General features: G+C 46.5%; 31 protein-coding genes. 18 read left to right on the top strand and 13 right to left on the bottom strand.

The features are described 5' to 3' along the window. The 5 genes from OI18_RS12475 to OI18_RS12455 all read right to left on the bottom strand — a co-directional run bounded on the left by OI18_RS12475 (position 1) and on the right by OI18_RS12455 (position 2,632). Positions 1–567, bottom strand: a complete 567-nt coding sequence (locus tag OI18_RS12475) for a carboxymuconolactone decarboxylase family protein (protein ID WP_039140185.1) — start codon at positions 565–567, stop codon at positions 1–3. Between the two features lie 27 nt (positions 568–594). Continuing rightward, positions 595–1,155, bottom strand: a complete 561-nt coding sequence (locus OI18_RS12470; protein ID WP_039140184.1) for a cupin domain-containing protein — start codon at positions 1,153–1,155, stop codon at positions 595–597. Then, positions 1,136–1,357: a 2TM domain-containing protein gene (locus OI18_RS12465; RefSeq protein WP_039140183.1), complete on the bottom strand. Its 222-nt coding sequence runs from the start codon at positions 1,355–1,357 to the stop codon at positions 1,136–1,138. Before OI18_RS12465 ends, OI18_RS12470 begins: the two co-directional genes overlap by 20 nt. 22 nt (positions 1,358–1,379) lie before the next feature. Next, entirely contained in the window at positions 1,380–1,967 is a 588-nt protein-coding gene (locus tag OI18_RS12460; protein ID WP_039140182.1) for an NAD(P)H-dependent oxidoreductase, read from the bottom strand. 74 nt (positions 1,968–2,041) lie between these two features. Beyond that, a complete protein-coding gene (locus tag OI18_RS12455) occupies positions 2,042–2,632 on the bottom strand; it encodes a Crp/Fnr family transcriptional regulator (protein ID WP_039140181.1) in 591 nt (196 codons plus the stop codon). Between the two features lie 57 nt (positions 2,633–2,689). Between OI18_RS12455 and OI18_RS12450 the strand changes: the two genes are divergently transcribed. Continuing rightward, on the top strand, positions 2,690–3,076 hold the full coding sequence (locus OI18_RS12450) for a VOC family protein (RefSeq protein ID WP_039140180.1): 387 nt from the start codon (positions 2,690–2,692) through the stop codon (positions 3,074–3,076). Positions 3,077–3,298: 222 nt separating this feature from the next. Further along, positions 3,299–4,555 carry an epoxide hydrolase family protein gene (locus tag OI18_RS12445; RefSeq protein WP_052273153.1) on the top strand — a complete coding sequence of 419 codons (1,257 nt, stop codon included), beginning with the start codon at positions 3,299–3,301 and terminating at the stop codon, positions 4,553–4,555. A gap of 22 nt (positions 4,556–4,577) precedes the next feature. Here the strand turns inward: OI18_RS12445 and OI18_RS12440 are convergent, their stop codons facing one another. Both OI18_RS12440 and OI18_RS12435 read right to left on the bottom strand, forming a co-directional pair. Then, complete coding sequence (locus OI18_RS12440) at positions 4,578–5,057, bottom strand: YybH family protein (RefSeq protein ID WP_205410037.1); 480 nt, start codon at positions 5,055–5,057, stop codon at positions 4,578–4,580. 65 nt (positions 5,058–5,122) lie between these two features. After that, on the bottom strand, positions 5,123–5,884 hold the full coding sequence (locus tag OI18_RS12435) for a helix-turn-helix domain-containing protein (RefSeq protein ID WP_039140179.1): 762 nt from the start codon (positions 5,882–5,884) through the stop codon (positions 5,123–5,125). 195 nt (positions 5,885–6,079) lie between these two features. On the opposite strand from OI18_RS12435, the gene OI18_RS25235 reads away from it, so the two are divergent. From OI18_RS25235 to cydB, 5 genes are all read left to right on the top strand, one after another. Then, entirely contained in the window at positions 6,080–6,748 is a 669-nt protein-coding gene (locus OI18_RS25235; RefSeq protein WP_262494006.1) for an alpha/beta hydrolase, read from the top strand. Beyond that, positions 6,745–7,062: an alpha/beta hydrolase gene (locus OI18_RS25230; RefSeq protein ID WP_262494005.1), complete on the top strand. Its 318-nt coding sequence runs from the start codon at positions 6,745–6,747 to the stop codon at positions 7,060–7,062. The genes OI18_RS25235 and OI18_RS25230 overlap by 4 nt, the downstream gene beginning before the upstream one ends. A gap of 6 nt (positions 7,063–7,068) precedes the next feature. Then, positions 7,069–7,764 (top strand): alpha/beta fold hydrolase, encoded by a 696-nt coding sequence (locus OI18_RS12425; protein WP_052273152.1) that lies wholly within the window; start codon positions 7,069–7,071, stop codon positions 7,762–7,764. A gap of 81 nt (positions 7,765–7,845) precedes the next feature. After that, on the top strand, positions 7,846–9,183 hold the full coding sequence (locus OI18_RS12420; RefSeq protein ID WP_039140177.1) for a cytochrome ubiquinol oxidase subunit I: 1,338 nt from the start codon (positions 7,846–7,848) through the stop codon (positions 9,181–9,183). Positions 9,184–9,189: 6 nt separating this feature from the next. Then, positions 9,190–10,266, top strand: coding sequence for a cytochrome d ubiquinol oxidase subunit II (gene cydB, locus OI18_RS12415; protein WP_039140176.1), 1,077 nt, complete (start codon positions 9,190–9,192; stop codon positions 10,264–10,266). 5 nt (positions 10,267–10,271) lie between these two features. Here the strand turns inward: cydB and OI18_RS12410 are convergent, their stop codons facing one another. The 4 genes from OI18_RS12410 to OI18_RS12395 form a co-directional block, all read right to left on the bottom strand. Beyond that, positions 10,272–11,858: a family 43 glycosylhydrolase gene (locus tag OI18_RS12410; protein WP_052273151.1), complete on the bottom strand. Its 1,587-nt coding sequence runs from the start codon at positions 11,856–11,858 to the stop codon at positions 10,272–10,274. A gap of 89 nt (positions 11,859–11,947) precedes the next feature. Then, on the bottom strand, positions 11,948–12,697 hold the full coding sequence (locus tag OI18_RS12405; protein WP_039140175.1) for an SDR family NAD(P)-dependent oxidoreductase: 750 nt from the start codon (positions 12,695–12,697) through the stop codon (positions 11,948–11,950). Between the two features lie 37 nt (positions 12,698–12,734). Further along, positions 12,735–13,397, bottom strand: a complete 663-nt coding sequence (locus tag OI18_RS12400; RefSeq protein WP_039140173.1) for an NADPH-dependent F420 reductase — start codon at positions 13,395–13,397, stop codon at positions 12,735–12,737. 132 nt (positions 13,398–13,529) lie between these two features. After that, positions 13,530–14,111, bottom strand: coding sequence for a Crp/Fnr family transcriptional regulator (locus tag OI18_RS12395; protein ID WP_039140172.1), 582 nt, complete (start codon positions 14,109–14,111; stop codon positions 13,530–13,532). Positions 14,112–14,190: 79 nt separating this feature from the next. Between OI18_RS12395 and OI18_RS12390 the strand changes: the two genes are divergently transcribed. The 8 genes from OI18_RS12390 to OI18_RS12355 all read left to right on the top strand — a co-directional run bounded on the left by OI18_RS12390 (position 14,191) and on the right by OI18_RS12355 (position 21,231). Continuing rightward, entirely contained in the window at positions 14,191–14,472 is a 282-nt protein-coding gene (locus OI18_RS12390; RefSeq protein ID WP_039140171.1) for a hypothetical protein, read from the top strand. Then, complete coding sequence (locus OI18_RS12385) at positions 14,469–15,674, top strand: hypothetical protein (RefSeq protein ID WP_152616813.1); 1,206 nt, start codon at positions 14,469–14,471, stop codon at positions 15,672–15,674. The genes OI18_RS12390 and OI18_RS12385 overlap by 4 nt, the downstream gene beginning before the upstream one ends. A gap of 17 nt (positions 15,675–15,691) precedes the next feature. Then, positions 15,692–16,588, top strand: coding sequence for a LysR substrate-binding domain-containing protein (locus tag OI18_RS12380; protein WP_039140169.1), 897 nt, complete (start codon positions 15,692–15,694; stop codon positions 16,586–16,588). A gap of 65 nt (positions 16,589–16,653) precedes the next feature. Then, on the top strand, positions 16,654–17,832 hold the full coding sequence (locus OI18_RS12375; RefSeq protein WP_039140168.1) for a threonine synthase: 1,179 nt from the start codon (positions 16,654–16,656) through the stop codon (positions 17,830–17,832). Positions 17,833–18,027: 195 nt separating this feature from the next. Next, complete coding sequence (locus tag OI18_RS12370) at positions 18,028–18,798, top strand: alpha/beta fold hydrolase (protein ID WP_052273150.1); 771 nt, start codon at positions 18,028–18,030, stop codon at positions 18,796–18,798. Between the two features lie 6 nt (positions 18,799–18,804). After that, positions 18,805–19,665, top strand: a complete 861-nt coding sequence (locus OI18_RS12365) for an alpha/beta fold hydrolase (RefSeq protein ID WP_039140166.1) — start codon at positions 18,805–18,807, stop codon at positions 19,663–19,665. A 43-nt stretch (positions 19,666–19,708) separates the two neighbouring features. Then, positions 19,709–20,209: a DUF6756 family protein gene (locus OI18_RS12360; RefSeq protein ID WP_039140165.1), complete on the top strand. Its 501-nt coding sequence runs from the start codon at positions 19,709–19,711 to the stop codon at positions 20,207–20,209. 197 nt (positions 20,210–20,406) lie between these two features. Next, positions 20,407–21,231 carry a PKD domain-containing protein gene (locus OI18_RS12355; RefSeq protein ID WP_039140164.1) on the top strand — a complete coding sequence of 275 codons (825 nt, stop codon included), beginning with the start codon at positions 20,407–20,409 and terminating at the stop codon, positions 21,229–21,231. Here the strand turns inward: OI18_RS12355 and OI18_RS12350 are convergent. Both OI18_RS12350 and OI18_RS12345 read right to left on the bottom strand, forming a co-directional pair. Beyond that, positions 21,228–21,428, bottom strand: a complete 201-nt coding sequence (locus OI18_RS12350; RefSeq protein ID WP_039140163.1) for a hypothetical protein — start codon at positions 21,426–21,428, stop codon at positions 21,228–21,230. The two genes, OI18_RS12355 and OI18_RS12350, sit on opposite strands and share 4 nt — an antisense overlap. Positions 21,429–21,540: 112 nt before the next feature. Further along, on the bottom strand, positions 21,541–22,383 hold the full coding sequence (locus tag OI18_RS12345; protein WP_039140162.1) for a 3-keto-disaccharide hydrolase: 843 nt from the start codon (positions 22,381–22,383) through the stop codon (positions 21,541–21,543). 125 nt (positions 22,384–22,508) lie between these two features. Between OI18_RS12345 and parS the strand changes: the two genes are divergently transcribed. From parS to arr, 3 genes are all read left to right on the top strand, one after another. After that, positions 22,509–23,003, top strand: coding sequence for a type II RES/Xre toxin-antitoxin system antitoxin (gene parS, locus OI18_RS12340; protein ID WP_039140161.1), 495 nt, complete (start codon positions 22,509–22,511; stop codon positions 23,001–23,003). Between the two features lie 2 nt (positions 23,004–23,005). Continuing rightward, positions 23,006–23,464, top strand: a complete 459-nt coding sequence (locus OI18_RS12335) for an RES family NAD+ phosphorylase (RefSeq protein ID WP_039140160.1) — start codon at positions 23,006–23,008, stop codon at positions 23,462–23,464. Between the two features lie 82 nt (positions 23,465–23,546). Next, positions 23,547–23,981, top strand: coding sequence for an NAD(+)--rifampin ADP-ribosyltransferase (arr, locus tag OI18_RS12330; protein ID WP_039140159.1), 435 nt, complete (start codon positions 23,547–23,549; stop codon positions 23,979–23,981). Positions 23,982–24,161 lie beyond the last annotated feature (180 nt).

Raw genomic sequence — 24,161 nt, 5'->3', positions numbered from 1 at the left:
TCAGTTGAAGTCAGGTGCGGGAATGTCGAAGCCATTTAGCAGCATAGCTACCAGGCAATAGCCGCCAACCAGGAAGAAAAGTTCAGCCACACCATCCTGCCCCAGCAGGTTTACAGCATGCTTATAGGTTGAAGCGGGAACAATATGCCCGGTTACAAGTGAATGGGCAATATCGTGTGCAATGGATTCCTGTTCGTTCAACCCATAAGGACTTCCACCAGCAGCGAGTGTTGCGATGATACCCGGTTCAATGCCAAAAGCCTTTGCCATGATCTCGTGGGCATACAGTTCGAAGCGTGCACCATAAAATCCGCCGACTGTCAGAATAGCCACTTCACGTACGTTTTTGGCGAGTGTGGCGTGGTTGTCGAGCGACCTGAGAAAGGTAAGGGCGGGTACACCAAATTGCGGGTATTGCAACATTGGCGGGAAGGGACCCAGCAATGCGCCTTCGTCGTCGATCATCTTCACCTGTCCCTGGCTGTTGCTTACCAGTTTCGCAATCTCCTCGTGCACAAAGCGGATCTCAGGTTGAAGTGCACCGGGCTGTAATGGTTTAATACGCATAATGTTTGTTTTAATGTTCGGGGAGATTTAACTGGCAAAGTGGCCATCGATCAGTACAAATGCCATGCGGCAGATCTTTCCCGACCTGTTGGCCCAGGCGTGGTTTGTGCCGTTCTGGATAATGATGTCCCCGGCTTTTATGACTGTCTCCCCACGATCGAGCACCAGGGTCATCTCTCCTTCAAGTACAATTCCGTAATCAACTGTTTCAGTCTTATGCATCAAAGGATGAGGAGCGCCCGCTGCTGATGTCGATGCCTTCTCATCACCCATCGCCCTGAATTTTGCTGCTGCATCGGCACCGGTAAGTCGTCGTATCTCTTCCCCTTCGGGCGGGAATTCGATAACACGGATGCGGGTCCCGTTTTTTGGCGGAGGTAATACCAGTGATTTCTCGTCCGCCTCATCAGGTTGCGGCTGGATCAATGCGGGTGTTGCCTGCGTATGCCATACTTCAAAGAAGGTGGGGCCACCGGGACCGCCAACAAGCTGTGTATGTGTGGGCGGTGCATCGGAAATAATGATCGCTTTGCCTTCTGCATCGTGACCTGTCACAATGCGCCTGAAACTATTTTGTTGCTGGTTCATGACGATGATTTTGAGATGTTCTGAAAACAAATACGCCGAAGTAGTGGAACAGCAGTCCAACCGCCCATGCCGGGGTTTGCCATACTGGCCAGGGGTAACTTGTGTCGGTAAGGAACCAAACAAGCCAGATGGCCGGGGTTACAAGCAGGAATACCAGTAAGTGGATCCTGAAACCTTTTTGGGGATTGATTGAGTGTGTCATGATTGTTGTTTTTATTGAGTGATTATTTAAAATGTTTACCTAATTGCTCTACTTGTTTAAGCCAGCCGGCCCGGAGTTTGTCTGTCGACTTCCTGATGAAACCGAAAGTGGAGAACCTGACGGGATCAAACCCGACGTAGCCGAATACGATGTTTTTAAGGATCTGGTATTGCGATGCCCGGTATACCAGGTAGAACCACCATTTGGGCGTGTCCATCGTTACGAGCAGACGCATGCTTTTTCCCTTTAACAGTTTTTCCGGGAAGTTTTTGCCTGAATGATGTTTGAATGCAAAGCCGGGAAGGAAGATCCTGTCGATAAAGCCCTTGGTAACTGCGGGCATGAAACCCCACCAGTTGGGATAAGCCATTACCACGTGGTCGGCCCAGCTGATCAGTTGCTGTGAGGCAGCCAGGTCGGATTCCAGCTGCATCGATTCACCGTTCTTATAGCCGTCGGCGAGGTTGACGTTGAAATCCAGTCTTGAGACGTAAATGGTCCTGGTCTCAGCACCTGCACTTTCCGCGCCCTTTTGGTAGGCACTCAGCAGTGCATTGGAAAAAGAATTTTCGGATGGGTGCCCGAGGATGAGTAAGATGTTCTTTGCCATTGCAGATCGTTTAAATTGATACTGCAAAGCTGGCATTTAAAAGAGGGGCAGACCTGACACATAAGTGTCAAAAACTATTGGTGGGCCAATTTCTGGCGGATGCGTGTAAGGGATTGCCTTTCAATGCCGAGGAAGCTGCAGAGGTGCGACAGCGAGATCCTGTTGAATAAGGTCGGGTGCTGATTAATGAAATCGAGGTAGCGTTCTTCGGCTGACTGGAAGATGAAACTCTCGATACGGGCCTGTTGTCTTTTTAGAATTTCTTCCGCGACCAGGCGTCCATATCTTTCAAATGCCAGGTGCTGTTTGTACAATAGCTGGATATCATCATAGGTCATACAAACCATCGTAGTTGGTTCAATGCACTGGATGGTATAGCTACTGGGTTTGCGGGCGATAAATGCCGGATAGTGGGTGGCATAGTCGCCCTCGGAATAGAAGCCGACGGTTATTTCGTTACCATCGTGATCAATGTAAGAAGAGCGGACCAGGCCGTTAGCAATAAAGCCGATTGCTTTTTGAACCTTTCCTGCCTGGAGGAAAATTTCTCTTTTATCTAACTCCATTAACGTGGTTATGGAGGCAAATTCTTTGAGGTCATCGTCTGCCAGCCCGGGGCAAATGGCCTTAACTGAATTCAGAAATATTTCGGTTGCTGGTTCCATTGGCAGAGATGACGATCAAACTTACCATAAATTTGAAGAACGCTAAATTTAAACGCAATGAATCCGAAAAAGATCTGGGCAAATTTCGCAGTAAGTGACCTTGAGCGAACAACTAAGTTCTATACTGAACTGGGTTTTAAATCAAATGGCAGGTCTGAGGAACTGACAAGCTTCTTTTTTGGTGAAGATAATTTTGTGATCCACTTTTTCTTAAAGGAGATCCTGAAAAGAAATATTAAAGCTGAAATGACCGACCCGCATGCCGCAACCGAAATTATATTTACCATTTCGGCAGCAAATAAAGAAGAGGTGAATAATTGGGCTAAGGAGGTTGAAAGTGCCGGCGGAAAACTCATCACCCAACCGGAAGAATTTGGCAAAGGCTATTATGGCTTTATTTTTTCTGACCCTGACGGCCACAGGTTTAATGTCTTTTATATGTAAGGGTTAGTTCAAGTTTTCTTGTGCATAAGAATATTTGCCTGCAGGAAACGACAATAGTAATTTCACAGGCCTTATTTTATCCATAACCGGAGTCTCCAATTAAAAGTGCTGCTACCGGCTACAGCAATATTGTTCTCTCCTCTTTCGGTTAGTTCTTAAAGGTCCATCCGGACATGGCATTCATGTTGAAACATTTTTGAAAACACTCAAAATTTTTAAACAATGAAAGACACAATCAGCAGTGCCCCAGGCAAAGCTGCCAGTGAAACTTCATCGAATGAAGCCATCCGTCCCTTCCAGTACCATGCTTCACAGGCAGATCTCGATGACTTAAAACGCAGGGTCTTAGCAACAAAATACCCTGAAAAAGAAACGGTTTCTGACAAATCACAGGGCGTGGAACTTGCGACTGTCCAGGCACTTGCCTTGTATTGGGCCAAAGATTATGATTGGCGCAAAGTGGAAGAAAGATTGAATTCCTATCCCAATTTTATGACGAACATTGATGGGCTCGACATCCATTTTATTCACGTTCGGTCGAAACATAACAATGCACTTCCCATTATCGTTACGCATGGATGGCCCGGCTCAGTCATTGAGCAGCTGAAGATCATTGATCCACTTACCGACCCGACTAAATTTGGCGGAAAACCTGAGGATGCTTTTGATGTGGTAATACCTTCCATTCCAGGATACGGATTCTCAGGCAGGCCAACAACTACCGGCTGGGATCCCGCCCACATTGCGCGTGCATGGGTTACTTTAATGAAACGCCTCGGCTACAAAAAATTTGTGGCCCAGGGTGGCGACTGGGGTGCAATCATTACAGAAGTGATGGGCGCCCAGGCTGCACCGGAACTGATGGGAATTCATACCAACATGGCCGGGGTGGTTCCTGCCGAAATCAATAAGTCACTCTTTACCGGAAGCCCGTTGCCTTCGAATCTTTCTGATGATGAAAAGAAAACAGTGGACCGGCTGGATTTCGTTTACAAAAAAGGCGTTGGCTATGCTTACCAGATGGGACTACGTCCGCAGAGTTTGTACGGCATAGCGGATTCTCCCATCGGGCTCGCAGGCTACTTGCTGGATCATGACGCTGCCAGTTATGCACATATCGCTGAACTTTTCCTGGAAGGAAAACCTTACGGCTCAATCACCCGCGATGATGTACTTGATAACATCACACTAACCTGGCTGACAAACACCGGCGTTTCCTCAGGCCGTCTCTACTGGGAAGGCTTACAGTTTAACGGGAACGACTTTTTCGGAGTAAAAGGCGTGAAAATCCCGGTTGCAGTAAGTGTATTCCGCGAAGAGCTGTTCGAAGCACCAAAGAGCTGGTCAGAGAAAGCTTTTCCGAACCTTATCTATTACAATAAACACGACAAGGGTGGTCACTTCGCAGCATGGGAGCAACCCGATCTTCTGGTAAAAGATATCCGCGAAGGAATGAGATCACTTCATAGTTTAAATTGAGAGACCAGGGAAAATAAAGAGGCTATTTGGCAGGCTGCGATCGGTTGCTGCTGAACGAATCGCGGAACATTTTCCAGCCGTTACTGGTCTTTTTCCAGAGCACCAGGAACTTGCCGTCATCAAACAGTTCGCCCCTTTCATTGAAGGACTGCCAAAGTCCCTCTTCAGTTACGAATTCATTACCACTGCCATACACGGCGGTGGTAATGAACCTGCCGTTCCGAAGACCATAAATGTCATAGGCTATCCTGAAAAACCTGGCTGCATTTTCGCGTCCGCATGCCTGCGGGGCGAAGGGAGCCATGATGCAGGCATCTTCTGCATAGCGATCAATAAATATGGATGAATCGTTCTTCACGAATGATTCAAAATAAATCGCATTGCTCTCTGCAATTTCTTTTTTCGCTTCCTCCAGGTTGTTATTGGTTGCCTGCAGGCTGTTACAGGCCACTGAAATAACTACGATCGCGAAAAGCATAGATAAACTGGTTCTGATAGTCATAATGTTTAATTTCTGTACAAACCTCCTGATTTAAAAGAGGATGGAATTGTACAAATCGGAACAACTTACCGATAGGGTGAGGCGAGGATCGCGGATGCTGGTGGTATGGCCGATGAAGGCGTAAATCCTGTAAATGTTTTGAAATCCCTGATGAAGTGTGACTGGTCATAGTAACCGCACTCATAGGCAATGGAAGTAAGGGACTGCTCTCCCTGTCCTACAAGCACAAGGCCTTTCTGGAACCGGTTGATCTTTTGGTAAAGTTTGGGTGATAGGCCTGTGTACTGGACAAATAATTTCTGCAGGTAACGGGAACTGATGCCATATCGGCCGGCAACCTGTTGGAGATTATCAAAAAAATTTTCCTGCATCAATTCGTGCATTACATTTGTGATGATGGGCAATTTCTCCAATTTCCTGCCGGCAGAATAGAGCTTATCCAGTAGGAATATGTCCAGCAGCTCGAACCTCTTGTTCGATTGCGGCGTTTCGAGTAATCTTTCATGTAGCAGGCGCAATGGTTTACCAGCAACAGCAGTAAAGTCGGTGACCTGGTCATTAAAGTTGCTCACTTCTTCATCGAGAAAGAGGAATGCGGTGTGTGGGTAGAAGCGGATGCCGAGCATTGTGTTTTCTTCGTGCCAGCGGAAAGTTAAAGGCCTGATAATCTGACCCCATAATTCCACCCCTCCGCCACCCAGGTTAAACATCAGCTCGATACAGCCGGTTGCAAATGCCGTATCTGTTACTATGCCTGTCTCAGACAGGTAATAACATTTAATGTACGGCCTTAAGGCTTCCGACGGTGAATACTCCTGGTATTTCAAATGTCACTGGTTGAATCCATAAAGATAATCCCCTCACTTTATACAGTGAATAATTTCGTCAAATCACTTAATACAGTATCAACCACAGCTATTGGTTCCGGCTAATATTTTGGTTTTCAGTTTCATTGTCGATTGGCACTTTGTTGGACATATATGGCTGTGTTCGAAATATTCAAAAATAAAAATGAAAAGTCAATGTCACAAGAGAACAAAAATGTAAAAGCAGAAAATGATCCACGGATCCTGGTTCCAGTGAGAAACTTCCTGAAGGCGCTTAATTCCGGGAAGGGGAAGCCAATTGAACAGCTGAGTCCTGGCGATGCCCGGCAGGTATTAACAGATGCCCAGAATTCCGTAGATGTGAACTATGCCGGAATTGAAGAAACGGAGCGCACAATCGTGCATGATGGAAAGGAAGTAAAGATCCACATCACCAAACCTGCAGGAAGCAAACCAGGATCACCGGTTTTCGTTTTCATTCACGGCGGAGGCTGGGTGCTGGGAGATTATCCAACCCACAGGAGGCTGGTGAGGGACCTTGTAGTTGAAAGTGGTGCGGTAGCAGTATTCCCGGATTACACGCCTTCACCAGAAGTACAGTATCCCGTTGCGATTAACCAGATCTATGCTACCGTTAAATGGGTATCGGAGCATGGCAACGAGATCGGGGTTGACGGGAAAAACCTGGCAGTAGTGGGCAACAGCGTAGGTGGAAATATGACAGCTGCGGTGGTGCTGATGGCAAAGGATAAAAAGGGCCCGGCAATAAAACTGCAGGTAATGCTCTGGCCGGTTACAGACGCGAACTTTGAAACAGGATCATACAAAGACTGGGCGAAGGGAGATTCCTTACCAAAAACATGATGACCTGGTTCTGGGATAATTATTTACCAGATCACAAGAAACGGACAGAAATCTATGCCTCCCCATTGCAGGCGACCACAGAACAGTTAAAAGGCCTGCCGTTGACACTTATCCAGACTGCCGAGAACGACGTGTTGCGGGATGAAGGTGAAGCATATGCACGTAAACTGGACGAAGCCGGGGTTCCGGTAACCCTGACGAGGTATGGAGGATTGATCCATGATTATGGTTTATTAAATCCACTTGCAGGAATTCCTGCTGTTCAAACTGCATTACTGCACGCTGCGGCTGTAATTAAACAAACTCTTAAATAATTTTTTATGTCGGATAGAAACGGAGTAAAAAACATAGTTCTTGTTCATGGTCTTTTTGCTGATGGTTCCAGCTGGGCTAAAGTCATTCCCCTGTTACATGCAAAAGGATACAATGTAATCTCAGTACAAAACCCACTTACCTCCCTGGAAGATGATGTGGCTGCTGTAAAGCGGGCCATTGCACTGATGGATGGACCTGTATTGCTGGCTGGCCATTCCTATGGTGGCATGGTGATCACGGAAGCCGGCAATGATCCAAAAGTAGCGGGACTGCTATACGTATGTGCACTGATCCCGGGCGACGGGGAGTCGGTGAATGATGTATTCCAGGTATTGCCGCCAACCCCGGGGAGTGCAGAGTTCAGGGTGGATGAGTCTGGTTACTTAAGATTGTCAGAGAAAGGGATCAATGATTATTTCGTGCAGGATCTGCCGGCCGAAGAACGGAAGACAGTATATGCCACGCAGACTCCCTGGAATTCACAGGCTGCAACCACGAAAATTTCGAAAGCAGCCTGGAAGACAAGGCCATCATGGTGCATTATTGGGACGGATGACCTGACAGTAGGTACAGAACTCGAAAGACTGGAGGCAAAGAAGATAAATGCAACGGTGCTCGAACTTGACTCGGCCCATGTTCCGATGTTGTCGCAGCCCGGGAAGGTGGCAGACTTCATTATTGAAGCAGCAGGTAAATTATAAAGTGCAGGTATTCATAACTGGCATGATCAAAGCCCGGCAGTTCCGGGCTTTTTAATTAATTTAATGGTCTCAATTAGTGCTATGGATGACATGATTCTTTACAATCGGCTCCAGTTTGCATTCACCATCACTTTTCATTACCTGTTCCCGCAATTGACTATGGGGCTGTCATTACTGATAGTCTATTTCAAATGGAAATTCCTGCGAACAGGAATCATAGATTATAATGACGCTGCAAAATTCTGGATGAAGATCTTTGCGTTGAATTTTGCAATGGGTGTAGTAACAGGGATCCCGCTTGAGTTCCAATTTGGTACGAACTGGGCCAAGTTCTCAGAGCTGACCGGTGGCATTATCGGGCAGACACTTGCAATGGAAGGAATGTTTTCCTTCTTTCTTGAATCCTCCTTCCTGGGAATGTTCCTTTTCGGCGAAAAGCTTTTAGGTCATAAACTTCATTTTGTGACGGGGCTGATGGTGTTTATCGGCGCCTGGGCAAGTGGTTTCCTGATCCTGGCAACCCATGCCTGGATGCAGCACCCGGTGGGTTATGAAGTGCTGGAAAACGGCAGGTTTATCCTAACGAATTTCAGTGCGCTCTTTAAGAATCCCTGGCTGTTACCTTCCTATTTCCATAACCAGGCAGCTTCACTCATCACGAGTGCTTTCTTTGTTGCATCAGTTGGCGCGTTTTACCTGTTGAGCAATAAGCACATTACCGCTGGAAGAATATTCGTTAAAACCGGGGTTGTGTTTGGGCTCATTGCTTCCCTGCTTGTCGCTTTTCCTACTGGCGATATGGTTGCCAGGAACGTGGTGAAATACCAGCCGGTAAAGTTCGCCGCCATGGAAGGAGTTTTTGAAACGGAAAAAGGCGGCTCAGAGATCATCCTGATCGGGCAGCCCGATATGGTGAATAAAAAACTGGACAACAAAATTGCAGTTCCAAAAATCCTTAGCTTCCTGACCTACCAGCGATGGGATGCAGAAATAAAAGGACTCAACGAATTTGCTGATCCAATCCACCCTACGAATGTTCCCGGTCTGTATTACAGTTACCATATTATGGTTGGACTGGGAACAATCTTTATTGCCACTATGCTGGCGTGCGCGGTGATGTTATGGATGAAAAAACTTTACCAGGCAAGATGGCTGTTATGGATCCTGATGATCATGATTCCCTTTCCCTACATCGCCAATACTGCGGGGTGGTACACAACAGAACTCGGCAGGCAGCCATGGCTGGTATATAACCTTTTGAAAATGGCAGATGGTGTATCGCCAACTGTCTCAGGTGGAAATGCACTCTTCACTCTGCTCGGATTTATTGGCCTGTATATCCTGTTGGGATTATTGTTTTTGTTGCTGGTCATAAAGATTGTGTACAAAGGACCGGGATCAAACCTGGCAGTCAAATAATCGCTTATGGAAATCTTTTGGTTTGTCGTATTGAATATCATGCTTGTCACCTACGTGATACTTGACGGGTATGACTTTGGTGCAGGTATCGTGCACCTGTTCTTTGCCAGAACGGACGAAGAAAAACAAAGCATCAGGAATTCTATTGGTCCCTTTTGGGATGCCAACGAGGTATGGCTCATTGCTTCGGGTGGTGTTTTGTTCTTTGCCTTTCCAACTTTATATGCTTCCTCGTTCAGTGGTTTTTACCTTCCACTGATACTGGTGCTCTGGTTGCTTATTTTCCGTGCGGTCGGGCTTGAGCTGCGCGGGCAAGTCCACAACCATCTCTGGGAAAACTTGTGGGATAAGGCATTTGGGATTGCAAGTCTTTTACTCGCAGTGTTTTTCGGCGCAGCATTGGGCAATGTGGTGCGTGGCGTGAACCTGGGTATGGTGGAGAATGGCATTTCAACACAGGAGCCACATTACTTTTTCCTGGCACTATGGAATCCTACATTCGATCCGCTGGCCGAGCACCAGGGAATTATAGACTGGTTTACGATCCTGTTGGGAGTAGTTGCAGTGGTTACGCTAACGATTCACGGCGCCAATTGGATTATTTTAAAAACAAGCTCTCCAATTAATACAAGGTTGAAAGGGATAATCTTCAAACTGAATGTAGTGCTGGCAATACTGGTTGTGCTTTCGGCTATCCTGTGGCACTACGTGAAACCGGTTCCACTCACCAATCTCCGGACCTATTATTGGACCTGGATCTTTCCGGTAGCTGGTTTTGTTGGGCTGATGGGCCAGTTCTTTATCCGGAAATTTAAGAAAGATGTCACGGGCTTCCTGTTCTCTTCCCTGTTCATATTTGGAAGCTTCACGACGACAGTTGCCTCATTGTTTCCGAATATGCTGCCTTCCACTAACGAGGTAAATCCGTCGCTGACTGTTTACAACGTGGCTGCACATGAATATGGATTAACAGTTGGCGCGGGCTGGTTTATAATTGCAGCGATATTGGTGATCGCGTACTTTGTGATCCAGCTACGGGTGTTCAAAGGCAAAATGGACGATATCGGGTATGGGGAACATTGATTCTCTCATTTATAGGTAATCCCGAAATCATCAAAGGTGGCAGTGTTGTTTCCGGAAATCGAATCAGCTTTTACAAAAAGTCCCGCCTTAACGCCCCAAGACCACCATGCAAGGTTATCGCCATTGATCGATTCCTGGTTGTCTGCCTTGTTTGTAACCAGTGTCCAATTGGTTCCGTCGCTGCTGTAATAATATTTTCCAAGGTGACCATCGACGATGTCAGCTTTCAGGTGAAGCTGGTCGTTATACGCTACATGAAGTGTATTGAGTTCAATAAATCTGTTGTCTTTCACTTTCCACAGGATCAGCGAATCATTTTTCACCCCTAGGCCTACGCTGTTCGAACCGGTGGCATATAATACCAGGCCTTTCAGCGCTGCATTCTTTCCTGCAATTGTTGCAGACATGGTGAAATCAGCGTAATCGGGACTGACGCAGACGGCAGCTCCAACACTGTTTTTTCTTCCTGTTTCGGTGAGATTGAGCCTGCCGCCAGCGACACTGGCATTGAACTTATAGCCGGGAACATCATATTTCCACCAACGGCCGAGTGAATCCGTATCGAATTTTTCAACAAGGTCCTGTTTGATCTGGCTACCGTCGATGCGCGCGGTAGTATCGAAATACGGCCAGCCTGACTTTTCATTCCACAATATTTCACCCAGCATCGCTGACCGGCCGAGGTAGGGAAAACCTTTTTCGTTGTAAGCATGGTATAGATAGTACCAGGAATCTTTAGTCTGCACTGCGGTACCGTGGCCGGGGCATTTCCATACATTGTTTCCCTTGAGGATGGGATTCTGCTCATACTTTTCCCAGGGGCCTTTGATGGACTTTGCACGCGCAACGCCAACCTGGTAGTCGCATTGACCGCCACAGCATGAATTGCCTGAATACAACATGTACAGGTAACCGTTATGCTGAACGATGCATTGTCCTTCCATGCCGCCTGCTTCCCACGAATTTCTTTCAGCCGTCAGCATTTCGAAGGCTTCACCCTTCACAGACAAGCCATCTTCGCTTAGTTCAGCGCCAAGGATCTGGATTGTTTTCCCTTTTGTCAGTCCATATGCCTTCCACGTGAGATACAATTTGCCATTTTCGTTGAATACAAATGCATCGATTGCCTCATTACCCCATTCGAGCAACTGGCCATGATCTGTGAAGCCTTCTTCCATGTTTTTGGCAGTTGCCACACCTATACAGGACACACCATCATTTCGCCGTGCGGTATAAAAGCAATAGTACGTGCCGTTATGAAATAATAATTCCGGGGCCCAATAGCTGGAAATTGTCCATGATGGCGGTTGCTTAAAGATGTAGTTGATAAATGTCCAGTTGACAAGATCAGTGGATTTGTATAGCGGGTATACCGACCCCCAATCGTTGGTTGAGCCGGTTGCGTAGTAGGTTCCATTTACTTCGATTACAGAGGGATCCGGAAGTTCTGCGTTGATAACCTGCCGATGTGTGGTAACTTTTTTGGTGTTGCCGGCTTTTTGCGAATTGCACGCGGTGAAAGCTATTGTTGCAGCAAGAAAGTATATGGCAGGACCGATATGGCGATTACGGATTAACGTGGGATGCAGCATTGTTAAATATCTGAAATGGTAAATCTGTCGCCAAATGTATATAATAAAAAAATACGCACTACCGGGATAGTGCGTATTTAGAAGACTGATTACTGGGCTAAATATCCTCCATCAGCGGGATAGTATGCGCCGGTAACGAACGATGACTTACCAGAGGCGAGCCACAGGATCAGTTCGGCGATCTCACCTGCTTCACCTAAACGACCGATGGGATGCAGTCCTACCAGTGAATCCAGCGCAGGCTTATCGAGAGACTCCAGCACCAATGGAGTTTTAATGTAACCCGGACCGACGGCGTTAATGCGGATCTTCTTATCGGCATATTCAAGCGCGGCAGCTTTTGTAAGTCCGACAACACCATGTTTGGATGCTACATACGCCGGGGAATACTTCGTGGCTGTACTGCCAAGGATAGACGCGATATTGACAATGGTTCCTCCTTTTTCGAGCATCGCCGGGATCTGGTATCGCAGGCCGTAAAAAACGCCCGAGAGGTTAATATCGATCACTTTCTGCCAGCCATCAACCGGGTATTCGCCGGTGAGGGCAAGAGGACCACCGATTCCTGCGTTGTTTACTGCTATATCCAGTCCACCGTATTGCTGAACAGCCTGGGCAACCAATGCTTCGTTATCCGCGGGCTTCGATGAGTCCGCTTTTACAAAGAACGCTTCTCCGCCCTGCTTTTTAATTTCGTCAACAGTGAGAGTACCATTGACTTCACTGATATCGGACACCACAACCCTGGCGCCTTCTCTTGCAAACAGTTCAGCTGTTGCTTTACCAATTCCCGATCCTGCCCCGGTTACCAGGGCTACTTTCCTTTCTAATAGTTTCATATACTAACGTTTTAACGTGAAAAAATTTCCTGACCGCTTAGTTGTGCAATATTTTCCAACCGGCATGCCAGTTGTAATTGTATTTCATTCCAAGCCGGATCAATAAGAGCTGCATGTTTTCGAGTGTCCGGCTTACGGACAGATCACCTGCAACAATGGGATTAAACCCGACTACACTTACCAGGTCCTTAACTGTTTCCACAGCGTCTTTATCATTACCCGCAATAAAAGCGTCCACCTGTTTACCGGCAATGACAGGGGTAGAAAAATCAGCCGCGAACGTAGTATTGAAAGCCTTTACCACTTTCGAATTCGGAAGCAGTTTCTGTAACTCTTCGGCTGCGCTTGTGCCCGGGTCTGTTACCAGTCCGTCGTATGTTTCATTCAGTGGGTTGGCAATCGAGATCACAATCTTCTGGTTGGCTACCTGGCTTATTTTTGTGGCGATTTCCTTTTCCGCCTGGAAGGGAACGGCAAGGATGATGATATCCGCTTCCCAGCTTGCTTCTGCGGGACAGGAAATGGCATCCAGCTCGGCATTGGCATTGGTGCTCCTGATCTGTTTTACCAGTTCATCCAATTCATCCTGTTTCGCTGATTTCAACAGCAAACGATAATTGCCTTTTGAGAGGGATTTTGAAATTGCGGAACCCATATTTCCTGTGGCTCCTATAATTGCGATGGTTTGTTTTGTTTTCATGCCTGTAATTTGATAATGCAAAATTACCATGCAGGCATGCCTCGCTCCATTGCGTTTGGACAGGAAAAAGCGTTGACATTTATCAATGAATCGTTGGGCGGAAGTTGGGCGGAAGTCGGGCGGAATCTAAACCTACTTGCGTTCGGTTATCTTCTTTCTAACCCGGCTCAAGGTCTCCGGGGTAAGTCCCATGTATGAAGCAATCATCCATTGTGGTACACGCTGAACGATGTCGGGATAAAGGGAAGTAAACCCTTCGTACCGCTCTTCGAGAGTGAGACTGATAACGGCGGTCAGTCTTCTTTGCAGGGCGAGATATGCGGCGGTGATTTCCATGCGGATCCAGGTCTCGTATTTTGGAAGGGCCCGCAATAATTCTTCGTGTGCGTTTCTGCTGATTAAAGTGAGCTCGCTGTCTTCAACGGCGTCAATGGTATAGGTGGCCGGTTCACCTGTCAGGAAACTATATAGGTCCGAGATCAGCCAGCCTTCCAGGGCAAACTGGATAATGTATTCTGAACCTTTTTCATCGATGCTATATGCCCGCAGGAGTCCTTTCTCCACGAATGTGACGTATTTGCACGGGTCACCTTCCTGCAGCAGGTATTGTTTTTTGCGCAGCTTCTTTGGGGTGAGATGGGTTCTGATGACCTCAAGATCCTGGTCGTTGAAACCGGCTTTGGTTCTGAGTGTATGAAAAAACAGTTCGTGCATCTGCTCAAATGTAGCTGAATTGTAAAATAGAATTGCAGGTTACTATGCAATTCAGTAAATTCCTATAGAAAAGATAGTCATGCGTATACTCCGGATCGCGCTGGTTATTACTGCAGCGACGATTGCTGCGTGGTTGATTATACGACGCCGCAGATCGAACGTGCTGCATGCCAAAGATGCTTCCATACCAGGGGGCAGAAGTGTAACAATTGAAGAAGAAGTACCGGGCGAACCACGCATCCGCGGAAAACGTACCGGTGAGAACCAGGAACTGAAGCGACGCTTGGTGCATGGCGAATTCCGTCCCATTAAAGACCCGGGAGCCCCGAGCTCAGTGGAACCGAATAATAGCCAATCGTGAATATCGTTCAAAACATTTCTCTCCGACCCCTCGTGTGGCACAGCCGGGACGACGGCTGGGAAACTTCTGCGGCCCAGGCCTTTGACAACATCTTCTATACTTCAAATTACCTGGCTGCCTGTTCGCGCGACAAGGGCAGTACATTTCAACATGTGAGTCCATTTAAGCTTGCTGCGAGCGCTGGTCAAACATTTTGCTGCGACCAGGTTACGGAATTCGTGCCGGGAGCGAATATGTTTGTCTGGATCCTGCTGACGGAAACTTCCATGCTGATGTGCCTGGCAACTCCGGATGAACTGAAGAGTTCAAAGGGAAAGTCATGGGTAGTATATTCACTTGATGCCGCTACTTTTTCCTTCCGCGAGGATCCGTTCTTCGACTATCCACAGATCTCTTACGGGGATGATTTTCTTTATCTCACTTTCAATGTTGCAGGGGGAAATGCTTTTATCTGCCGGTTCCATTATGGCCAGCTGCGCGAAAGGCAGACGATCAACTTTCAATATTTTGTCGCGAATAATTCCTATATCTGTCCATGTCATATGAGTGGCAACCGCGGACTCTTCGTGGTGCAAAACAATTCCAGCCAGCTGCGGTTGTTCAGCTGGATGGAAAACAGCAATATTATCAGCTGGAACGACCTCAATATCGAGACAATTCCTACCGATGATTTTGAGATCAGGCTCCCTGACAATAATGTGTGGCTGGGTCCCCTCTCGAAGATCGATACCAGCGTTACCGGCGTTACCCGTGAGGGCAACAAGGTATGGGCGGCCTGGTCGGGCGCACGCAGGGTGTATAACCAGCATGACAACAGCTTTCCACATCCGCATATCGGCATTGCGATCATCGATATCATCAGCCTGAAAGTCGAGCAGCGATACCTCTGGAATCCTGAACATGCATTCGCATATCCTTCGCTGGCAAGCAATCCCAATGGCGATGTCGCCATCACTTTTATGTGGGGCGGCGACAGGCATTACGTGCAACATGGCGTAGGGTTCCTGAAAGGCACTACTGAATTGTGGTCGACAACCAACTCAATCGCACTTACGGGCGGTGGGCATTATATTACTGCCCGCATGTCTTATCCCGAATACAGGCATTTTATTGGTGCGGGTTACAATTCACCCAAACTGGATCCCCCGGTGAATGGTTATACTTACGAGAATCACCCGAGGTATGTGGTGTTTCACCGATGAAACGGCTAAATTAGCTGATGCTTTCCACGCGCCACGAAATCTTCATAGAAGTTGCATCAAACCTGAGTTTCTCCAAAGCCGCTGATGTGTTGTTCATCAGTCAGCCTGCAATCAGCAAGCACATGAAGGCATTGGAATCCTTTTACAAAACCACCCTGTTTGAAAGAAAGGGAAATGCCATTCAATTGACAGACGCGGGTCATCTACTGTTTAACCGGTTGAAGGAAGCAAGGAAGATCCAAAACCAGCTGGAGTATGAACTCAGTGTGCTAAATGACCAGCTGAAGGCGAAGGGACAGTTGAAACTGGGCGCCAGCACTACTGTTGCATTGTACATTATTCCCAAAATCCTATCATCCTTCCACCAGAAATACCCCGAAGTAAAAATCAGCCTGCTGAACAGGAATACGGATACGATCACGAAAGCGCTGATCGATGAGGATATCGACATCGGAATTGTAGAAAGCAAGCGAAAGAATTCCGCAATTCTATACCAGCCCTTCATTAAAGATGAAGTAGTACCTGTTTGCAGTGCTAAAAGTCCAATCGCAAAGAAGAAAGTACTGTCGATCCACGAAATCCGTGATTACCCGGTTGTGCTGAGGGAGCAGGGCTCAGGAACGCTTGCCGCTTTAAAGTATAACCTGGAAAAGAACGGGATCAAACTATCGAGCCTCAATGTTACCGTGCGACTTGCCGGAACTGAAGCATTAAAGAATTTTTTGAGGGAGGATACTTCCCTTGGCTTCCTGCCGAAAGGTGCAATATTAAAAGAACTCCGAGATGGAGACCTGGTTGCGTTGAAAATCGAAAATTTCCAGATCATCCGCGACTTCTACTTTATCCAACGTCATGGCACAGAGAACAATGACCTGAATAAAGCGTTTATCCGCTATTGTAAAAAAGCAATATAACCACAGGTTATAGCCTATAACTTTTGGGTCTGGCTGCGGTTATGGTATCGTCGTAGTTTCATTCCATGAAAACATTAACCAAGCCGTTTACATTCGCAACCCGACTGAAATGTGCCAACTGTGACCAGGGATATCCCTTATCTGCGATCAATACTTATGCGAAATGTTGTAACCAACCATTGGTGGTGGAATATGACCCTTCTTTAACATTTCATAAAACTCAGCTTGAATCGCGGCAGCATAGTATGTGGCGTTATGCGGAAATGTTGCCTGTGTTTGACCGCGGAAATATCGTTTCCCTTGGCGAAGGGATGACACCGTTATTTCCCTTAAGTAAGCTGGCAAGCAACTATGGGATTCCTGAACTGTTCATAAAGGATGAATCTGTGAATCCCACCGGTTCATTTAAAGCCAGGGGAATCAGCGCAGCGGTATCCAAGGCAAAGGAACTTGGTATAACGCGGTGCATCGTTCCAACCGCCGGGAATGCTGGCGGAGCATTGGCCGCATATTGTGCAAAAGCAGGTATGGAATGCACGGTAGTTATGCCTCGCCATACACCCGCAATGTTTAAGCAGGAATGCGAGATGTATGGTGCAGTGCTGATCCTGGTCGACGGACTGATAAATGACTGTGCGAAGAAAACGGCTGAGCTGAACAGTGATGGGTCGTATTTTGACGTGTCCACCTTAAAAGAGCCCTATCGGCTGGAAGGCAAAAAAACAATGGGTTATGAAATCGCTGAACAGCTGAACTGGCAGTTGCCTGATGTGATTCTTTATCCCGCGGGCGGTGGCACAGGATTGATCGGGATCTGGAAAGCCTTTAAAGAGATGATGTCGCTGGGATGGATAAGCGGACCATTGCCGCGGATGATCGCTGTGCAGTCGAAGAGTTGTGCGCCAATCCTGTATGCCCTGAAAGACCAGCAAAACTGGAAGAACAGTTTTACGCCGCGTCCTACTATCGCTAACGGCCTCGCAGTACCCTACCCTTTCGGAATGGACATGATGGTGCAGGTACTGGAAGAATCAGGCGGCATGGCTCTCGCAGTGGATGACGAAGAAATAGCTGCCGGTGTAAAGGAAATTGCAAGGACTGAAGGCTTGTTGATTGCCCCGGAAGGAGCTGCCACCTGGAAGGCATTGTTACACCTGGTGCAGGGTGGACAGATCAGTAGATCAGAAAAAGTGTTGCTGCTGAATACCGGAAGCGGGTATAAGTACCTGGATAATTTTGCCTGACAATTTCCCCAATATTTTCGGAGTTTCGGTAACAGGCTCCGAGATTCCCGGAGTGTGGTCTTTCCCTTTTATCATCTCTCATTTTAAAATTACCCGAACGAACTGATTTTCATTTCATAGGGAAATTAACTATTGGGAATTTCGATTTCTTCATAAAATGGCATGTTAATAGACAGAATCGTACAAAGCCATTTTATGAGAAATTATTCAATCCCGTTTTTGCTGGTTGCGTCATTGTTCGTTTCCGGAAAAACGTTTACACAGTCAAAAGCTTCCGATCCGGCAAAGCTTTCTATTATCTTTGTGCATGGCTTATGGGCTGATGGGTCATCCTGGAGTAAGGTGATGGCGCCCCTGCTGGAGAAGGGCTACAATGTAATTGCCGTACAGAATCCAACCACTTCCATTGAAGATGACGTGGCAGTCACACAAAGAGCCATAGAAAGAGCCGGCGGCGATGTAATACTTGTAGGTCACTCATGGGGAGGCTTTGTCATTTCTGAAGCAGGAAATCATCCTAACGTTAAAGCACTGGTATACGTAGCAGCATATATGCCCGATAAGGGAGAAAACATTCCTGCACTCAGTGAAAAAGCAGCTTCAACAAACGTCAGGAGCTTTGTACAACCAGTGGGAGGATATTTAACGCTCTCGAAAGAAGGCGTCCGGAAGGCATTTGCAAATGATCTTCCCAAAAAGGAACAGGACCTGGTTTTTTCTGTACAGCAACCTGCCTTCCCCAAGGTTTTTGAAGCAACGGGCACTAATACCGCATGGAAACAAAAGCCTACCTGGTACATAGTGGCTTCCGAGGACAATACCATTCACCCTGAATTAGAAAAAATGATGGCAACAAGAGCCGGATCCAAAACGACTGTACTGCAGGCAAGTCATGTCGTAATGTTGTCAAAACCTAAAGAAGTCGTAGCCGTGATCCTGGATGCATTAGCTCATGTAAACAAATAGAAGATTATGAAAAAGCAGGTTTTTTACCGGAACGTGGACGTTGATGGACTCACAATTTTTTATCGTGAAGCAGGTACAGCCGAACGCCCTGTATTGCTACTGTTGCATGGTTTCCCCTCCTCCTCACACATGTTCCGCGACCTGATTACTGATCTTTCAGGACGTTATCACATTATTGCTCCTGACTATCCCGGTTTCGGCCAGAGCAGTGCCCCGGGCATCGAAGAGTTTACTTATACTTTCGACAATCTTTCGTTAGTAATTGAACATTTTATTGACCAATTGAAATTAAAGGACATTAATCTCTATATCCAGGATTATGGCGGGCCGGTTGGAATGCGGATAGCCAGCCGCCGTCCTGAACTGGTTCACTCATTAATCATTCAGAATTCAAATGCATACGTTGAAGGTTTTGGTCCTGCCATAGCGCCTCTTGTTGATTATATCGAAAAGCCCGCGGAGAATGAACAAAAAGCCCGGTTCTTTTTAACGCTGGACGCAACCAAATGGCAGTATCTTAATGGCTCCGGTGATCCCCAAAAGATCAGTCCAGACAGTTATATGCTTGACCAGCATTATCTCTCCCGACCGAACAATGACCAAATACAACTGGCACTTTTCCGCAACTACGGCAGTAACATAGAGAGATACGGAGAGTGGCAGGAATATTTCAGGAAAAATCAACCGCGCACATTGATCGTATGGGGTAAAAATGATGAAATGTTTATCGCAGCCGGCGCTGATGCCTATAAAAAAGACTTACCAGCAGCCGAAATTCACCAACTCGATGGCGGGCATTTTTTACTGGAAGAGCATCATGAACATATAGCAGAATTGATTGATAAGTTCCTCCAAAAAAGCCTGTAATCCCCTATTGTAAAATCCGGCAGGATTAATAACTTTAGTATCCATGAATTCAGGTAAATCAAAGCCGGCATTACGGAAGCGGATCGCAGACACCTGCCAGAAACTAAAGATTCCGGCGGAACGTTTCGATCCTGTTTCTATTCCGAAGGGAAATCTAATTACTGATACTCTTATTGATTTACACTGCCGGCCGAAATATGCTGGTTTCATTTGGGAGCGGCTGGCAGATGGTTACGAAGTTGTGATCATCGACAGTTTCCCACTGGTGGTCACAAGCGCCCTGATTGATCCTGCTGAAAAGGTATGGCTGATCCTGGAAGAGGAAGTTGATGGGAATCATAAATACTGGGTTTATGACGGCCGCATTAAAACTATTCTTCGGGTATTGAGAAAAATAAAAAAACGCAGCGAGGTGTATGTCGCACCAAAAGATTGCGAGTGGCTGATCAGTCTTAATAAAGACCAGCACATCATCCTTTCCGGCAAAGTACTTTACGACAGGTTATGGAAGCTCGCAGATTCCGAAGACCGGGGTAAGGCTTAACATCTCCAACTCAACAGGTGGGATTTTTCCCGTTTTTACACTCACTATTCATCCTTAATTTTGTATTGCTAATCTGCCCCTGGCTTAAACTTTTAAACAGTCAGTCTTACAAGCCAAATACCTCTTGGCCAAGGAAATGATCGAAACAAGTGATGTGAAAGGTTACCCAGTTTCTTTAACCTTCCAACCTTTCGATTATGAAACCACAATTCCCGATCCGCGTGATTGCTGCATTGGCGTGTATCTTAGTCATTGCCGGCTGCATGAAAGACATTGATGGAACTTTAGATTTTAACACTTCTTTCAACACACAACCATATGCCTACGCCGGTGAAGACATTTTCGCCTGCGATGCCAATAAGGAACCTATAAACCTGGATGGCACGGCATCTTCAGATCCGGATGAAAATATTAAAAGCTATAAATGGAGTTATTTTTCCGGTCCTACATCATATATACTGTCCAATGCCGACTCCGCAATTGCAAAACTTGAGCAACTTGTAATCGGGACATATGTATTTGAACTGGTTGTCACAGATGCAGACGGATTAACATCTTCGGACCAGGTAACTATAAAAGTTGATCGTTACATAGTCCGGGAGCATGACCTTGATATTACTTTTACCTGTCCATATTCTTATAGCGATAACTACGGTGGCGTACAGGGGGGCTTTTATGATTTTACTTATATTGACTACAGCGGTACTTTCGAGCTTGGAACATACACGCTTACCATTACGGAGTCGGCCGATAGCGTTGATTCAAAATACGACTCTTACACTTATATACAAATACTCTTTGAAGGCGGATATTTCAAGGGCAATTCTTCAATAAAATTCAAAAAACTAATCCAGGAAAAAGGCGGGGCGATCAAAGGGACGTTTAGTCTTTATAAGGTTGAATGCAATAACAACAATATCCCGGATGAGTTGGCTGACCTGCCGCCATTGACTGTAACGGGCAACCTCGATAAAAATAAACGGGAAGTAACCCTACGCATTGTAGGACAAACCATCTATTAAAGAACATAATCACTCAGCCACATCAGGAAAAAGATAATGGCGGAGAATAAATAACCCAGGTAGATATTATTTTCCCGGTAGGAAAATATACTCTTCTCAGTATAAGCCGGATCATAGTATGCGTCACTAAACCGCTGGCATTTATTAACGACTATGAACCTGAATATTGCACCGAGAAAAGCTAACATCAATCGCATAGTTAGGGCTTTTGTTTAAACCCGGTTGCAATAAAGTAAATATTGCGCGGTATACATAGCTTGTCCTGCATTTTCAATGAACAGTGCTATGATGACCCACACCCGAAAATACTTACCGGCCTGCCCGCGAACTCAACTGCTTCAATATTTTCCGCAGTGCCGCGGAATTGTTCATATATCCTGACAGATCGAACAATTCCACTTTCCTGAATTCAACAGGATGGCTTTCGCTTTGTAACGAAATGGTTCCTTCTTTTATCAGTCCACCACCCGGAAGCCCGGCCGCTTTCACCCACTTGTCATTGCCATCATATTGAGGTTTTGAATAAGTCAGCACCGTGTCGCCCTGTACAATATGCTTTATAATAGAATCTCCCAGCACAAGCACTTCTGCCCTTACCCACTGGTCGCCGTGGTAGGTTTTGGAAGTGGAATTGACGCAATGCGGGGTAAACAGGTTTCCTTTCATCACCACGTTTGTGCCCGGGGTACAGAGGTTATTGGTGGTGCGGGGTTCCTTCCCATCGCCTCCCAACAGCTGTGCTTCGAGGGAAATCGGGAAATCCTGGTCAAGCGCCATACTTTCAGGCGTTTGTCCGTGCAGCATCAGTCCACTGTTGCGAAAAGCCCATCCAGGCCCGTCCTGGATCTGCTCGCCGGTAAACCGGTATTCCACCACTAACAGGTATGCGGAAAACTTCCCTTTATAAAACAGGTGGCCGAACTGCTCTTTAAACTTGTTGTCGTATTGGTCATAGGACACTTTTATCACCCCGTTTTCTACCCGGAATGTATTCCCGTAATTCTCATTAAGAGGGTGATCTTTTATCTTAACGGTCCAGTTACTAAGGTCCTTTCCGTTGAAAAGTTTGATCCATTTACCGGGATTGGGATTTTTCTGGGCCATTCCGGACAGGGCGGTGAAAAGCAGGGCAATAGTCAGGGGTGTTCTCATAGGGTAAATCTAATGCAAAACCCTATGCACACTTCACGTACACGTTTGCGTAAAATTGAGGGAAGGTTGGATGTACTTGAAAATGTCAGAACTTTGTCCTATTTTTACGGACAATTGTCCAAGTTATGGAACCAGCAACAATCAGGATCCGCAAGCAGTTAGACCGGGAAGTAAAACAACTAACCCTTGATATCAGCTATGTTTTGGGTAGTGAATATAAGAAGTTGACTTTCTCTGATTTCCTATCCAACAAAATGCTGCTGGTGAGGGTAATCCGCCATGGGATCCCCTACTCCTTCTTCAACCTCATCCAGGATTTCACTCCATTCAGTGAAAAGGACTGGTCCAATTTACTTGATATGTCTACCAAGTCGCTGCAGCGTTACAAGAGCGACGCACGCGTTTTTAAACCTATTCACGCGGAGAAAATCATCGAAATGGCTGAAGTGACCGAAATCGGCGTAGAAGTATTCGGCGATATGGAGAAGTTCAGGCAATGGCTGCATACCCCAAATTTCGCGCTGGGCAAAATGCCTCCTATAGATCTGCTGGCCGATTCTTACGGTAAGGATCTGGTTATCAGTGAGCTCAATCGCATCAACCACGGCATATTCGCATAAGCATGGAGGTATACAGGTTAGCGAGGGAAAAATTTGCGGGTAGCCTTTCCGGGAAAGGCGCTGCCATCAGCGGCGCCCGTTGGAATTCTGTGGGCATAGAAATGATCTATACTGCGGCGAACCGGTCGCTGGCTATGGCCGAAGTGGCGGTCCATCTCACGCTGGCAACATTACCGACTGATTTTATGATGCTCACGATCCAGATCCCTGAAGACGTTTCCGTGCTTGAGCTGGATACTGAAGGCCTGCCGGCCAACTGGAGCAATTTTCCGCACATTGCAGCAACGCAGAAACTCGGCGATCAGTTTGTTTTAGAGAACAGGTACTGCGTATTGCAGGTTCCCTCTGCGGTAACGCGGGGAGATTACAATTATCTTATCAATCCCGGTCATGCGGACTTCAAGCGAATAAAAATAATCGGGGCGGAGAAGTTTCCATTCGACCACAGGATATTTAAATAAGGTTTAAAGTTCATCACAGCAGGTAATTAAATTAACGCAATGCATTTGTGATTCTTTTGATCATGCTTTAACTTAACGGGATATGCATAAGGAAAAGTCAATTGAATCAACCAACGATCAGGACCAGGTGATCTACTATCATGGTACCAAAGCAGATCTGAAGCCAGGTGATCTGATTGAACCTGGTTATAATTCAAATTATGGCACGAGGAAACAAGCATCCTATGTGTACCTGACTGCAACACTTGATGCCGCTACCTGGGGCGCTGAACTTGCCCTCGGTGATGGACAAGGAAGAATTTATTTAGTGGACCCGACCGGACCTTTTGAGGACGATCCAAACCTGACGGACAAAAAGTTCCCGGGCAATCCCACAAAATCGTACCGGACGAAACATCCGCTCCACGTGACTGGTGAGGTTTCAAATTGGCGGGGTCACTCGCCGGAAGTTCTGAAAGCCATGAAAGATCATCTTGAGGAACTGAAGAGAAAAGGTATCGAGGCTATCGAAGACTGAAAACTCCAACCTACATCCTTTCCCCCTAATTCATTAATTCCTACCACTATTAGTTGGAAACTTTATGACCTATCTTTTGGCAGGCATTTTAATGGCTAAAGGATTTTGAAAATAAACTACTAATAGATTTCATCTATTAGTTTATAAATTATATCGATCATTTCTATAACTGCTTATGTC

Source organism: Flavihumibacter solisilvae, assembly GCF_000814475.1.
In the GTDB taxonomy this organism is placed as follows: domain Bacteria; phylum Bacteroidota; class Bacteroidia; order Chitinophagales; family Chitinophagaceae; genus Flavihumibacter; species Flavihumibacter solisilvae.
This window is presented reverse-complemented; position numbering and strand designations above follow the sequence as displayed.

Bases quoted from the DNA above. Each gene is read 5' to 3' on its own strand.
- OI18_RS25230 (WP_262494005.1), top strand. From the start codon at position 6,745: ATGATGACCTGGTTCTGGGATAATTATTTACCAGATCACAAGAAACGG.
- OI18_RS12450 (WP_039140180.1), top strand. From the start codon at position 2,690: ATGAATCCGAAAAAGATCTGGGCAAATTTCGCAGTAAGTGACCTTGAG.
- OI18_RS12400 (WP_039140173.1), bottom strand. From the start codon at position 13,397: ATGAAAACAAAACAAACCATCGCAATTATAGGAGCCACAGGAAATATG.
- OI18_RS12380 (WP_039140169.1), top strand. From the start codon at position 15,692: ATGCTTTCCACGCGCCACGAAATCTTCATAGAAGTTGCATCAAACCTG.
- OI18_RS12455 (WP_039140181.1), bottom strand. From the start codon at position 2,632: ATGGAACCAGCAACCGAAATATTTCTGAATTCAGTTAAGGCCATTTGC.
- OI18_RS12350 (WP_039140163.1), bottom strand. From the start codon at position 21,428: ATGCGATTGATGTTAGCTTTTCTCGGTGCAATATTCAGGTTCATAGTC.
- OI18_RS12335 (WP_039140160.1), top strand. From the start codon at position 23,006: ATGGAGGTATACAGGTTAGCGAGGGAAAAATTTGCGGGTAGCCTTTCC.
- OI18_RS12425 (WP_052273152.1), top strand. From the start codon at position 7,069: ATGTCGGATAGAAACGGAGTAAAAAACATAGTTCTTGTTCATGGTCTT.
- OI18_RS12420 (WP_039140177.1), top strand. From the start codon at position 7,846: ATGGATGACATGATTCTTTACAATCGGCTCCAGTTTGCATTCACCATC.
- OI18_RS12465 (WP_039140183.1), bottom strand. From the start codon at position 1,357: ATGACACACTCAATCAATCCCCAAAAAGGTTTCAGGATCCACTTACTG.
- OI18_RS12355 (WP_039140164.1), top strand. From the start codon at position 20,407: ATGAAACCACAATTCCCGATCCGCGTGATTGCTGCATTGGCGTGTATC.
- OI18_RS12370 (WP_052273150.1), top strand. From the start codon at position 18,028: ATGAGAAATTATTCAATCCCGTTTTTGCTGGTTGCGTCATTGTTCGTT.
- OI18_RS12440 (WP_205410037.1), bottom strand. From the start codon at position 5,057: ATGACTATCAGAACCAGTTTATCTATGCTTTTCGCGATCGTAGTTATT.
- OI18_RS12360 (WP_039140165.1), top strand. From the start codon at position 19,709: ATGAATTCAGGTAAATCAAAGCCGGCATTACGGAAGCGGATCGCAGAC.
- OI18_RS12365 (WP_039140166.1), top strand. From the start codon at position 18,805: ATGAAAAAGCAGGTTTTTTACCGGAACGTGGACGTTGATGGACTCACA.
- OI18_RS25235 (WP_262494006.1), top strand. From the start codon at position 6,080: ATGTCACAAGAGAACAAAAATGTAAAAGCAGAAAATGATCCACGGATC.
- OI18_RS12445 (WP_052273153.1), top strand. From the start codon at position 3,299: ATGAAAGACACAATCAGCAGTGCCCCAGGCAAAGCTGCCAGTGAAACT.
- OI18_RS12375 (WP_039140168.1), top strand. From the start codon at position 16,654: ATGAAAACATTAACCAAGCCGTTTACATTCGCAACCCGACTGAAATGT.
- OI18_RS12345 (WP_039140162.1), bottom strand. From the start codon at position 22,383: ATGAGAACACCCCTGACTATTGCCCTGCTTTTCACCGCCCTGTCCGGA.
- OI18_RS12475 (WP_039140185.1), bottom strand. From the start codon at position 567: ATGCGTATTAAACCATTACAGCCCGGTGCACTTCAACCTGAGATCCGC.
- cydB (WP_039140176.1), top strand. From the start codon at position 9,190: ATGGAAATCTTTTGGTTTGTCGTATTGAATATCATGCTTGTCACCTAC.
- OI18_RS12405 (WP_039140175.1), bottom strand. From the start codon at position 12,697: ATGAAACTATTAGAAAGGAAAGTAGCCCTGGTAACCGGGGCAGGATCG.
- OI18_RS12460 (WP_039140182.1), bottom strand. From the start codon at position 1,967: ATGGCAAAGAACATCTTACTCATCCTCGGGCACCCATCCGAAAATTCT.
- parS (WP_039140161.1), top strand. From the start codon at position 22,509: ATGGAACCAGCAACAATCAGGATCCGCAAGCAGTTAGACCGGGAAGTA.
- arr (WP_039140159.1), top strand. From the start codon at position 23,547: ATGCATAAGGAAAAGTCAATTGAATCAACCAACGATCAGGACCAGGTG.
- OI18_RS12395 (WP_039140172.1), bottom strand. From the start codon at position 14,111: ATGCACGAACTGTTTTTTCATACACTCAGAACCAAAGCCGGTTTCAAC.
- OI18_RS12410 (WP_052273151.1), bottom strand. From the start codon at position 11,858: ATGCTGCATCCCACGTTAATCCGTAATCGCCATATCGGTCCTGCCATA.
- OI18_RS12470 (WP_039140184.1), bottom strand. From the start codon at position 1,155: ATGAACCAGCAACAAAATAGTTTCAGGCGCATTGTGACAGGTCACGAT.
- OI18_RS12390 (WP_039140171.1), top strand. From the start codon at position 14,191: ATGCGTATACTCCGGATCGCGCTGGTTATTACTGCAGCGACGATTGCT.